Origin of the sequence: Amphritea opalescens, from assembly GCF_003957515.1 — a bacterium.
GTDB classification, from domain to species: domain Bacteria; phylum Pseudomonadota; class Gammaproteobacteria; order Pseudomonadales; family Balneatricaceae; genus Amphritea; species Amphritea opalescens.
Genome location: NZ_RQXW01000046.1, coordinates 1 through 1,003, shown reverse-complemented (window position 1 = coordinate 1,003; position 1,003 = coordinate 1). Strand labels below are relative to the sequence as shown.

Genomic DNA, 1,003 nt, shown 5'->3' with positions numbered 1-1,003 from the left:
ATCGAGAAGGTCTCATCCCCTTCATAGACCGCATCATCGGTGGTGTCCACGGCAATCGTCAGACCGGTGGCATCTGCCGGTACGGTCACGGTACTACCATTGAGGGTTAACGTGTCGCCATCATTAGTACCACCCACGACAGTGACGGTCATCGCATTGGTGTAGTCGGTGCCGGCGGTTGCAGAGGCAGGGTTAGACTCGCTCAGCGCGAGATCCACATCGTAAGCGATGGCAGAAGAGCCGGTTAGCGTCGCATTGAAGGTCAGCGTGCTGCCCTCTTCCATGCTCGCATCGGCAATGCTGATGCTTGGTACACCATCATCATCATTAATGGTACCCGTACCTGTGGCACTGGTATTCGTGGTTGTACCTGTTGTAACTGTTGCTGTCAGATCAAAGGTCTCATTCGCCTCAGCAATGCTATCTGAAACCGTCGCAGAACGTACCTGAATAGAGGTCTCACCTGGCGCAAAGCTTAGGTCACCCGTTACGGCTTCCCACTGACCAGAGACACTATCAAAGTATTCGAGGTTTGGTGTGTAATCCGTGGTATCGGTAGCGCTGCCGGTATCAACCGTGGCAACACTAACACTAACAGTTTCAGTGCTCGGATTACTCAGGCTGATGCTGAATTCCATCTGCCCGCCTTCGGTCACACTTGGGCTGCTAACCGTGAGCGTCGGAATATCATTATCGAGATCCGTTCCCGGATCATTGCCGTCAGGACCCGTACCATCATCGGTGATAGTACCTGTCGCGATGGTGGCCGTTGTCATGCTGCCAGTCTGACCAGAGATCGAGAAGGTCTCATCCCCTTCATAGACCGCATCATCGGTGGTGTCCACGGCAATCGTCAGACCGGTGGCATCTGCCGGTACGGTCACGGTACTACCATTGAGGGTTAACGTGTCGCCATCGTTAGTACCACCCACGACAGTGACGGTCATCGCATTGGTGTAGTCGGTGCCAGCGGTTGCAGAGGCAGGGTTAGACTCGCTCAGCG

At 54.6% G+C, this 1,003-nt stretch carries 1 protein-coding gene; it reads right to left on the bottom strand.

The features are described from left to right. Positions 1–1,003: Calx-beta domain-containing protein (locus EH243_RS18480; RefSeq protein WP_206441670.1), on the bottom strand; the 1,003-nt coding region annotated here is incomplete at both ends.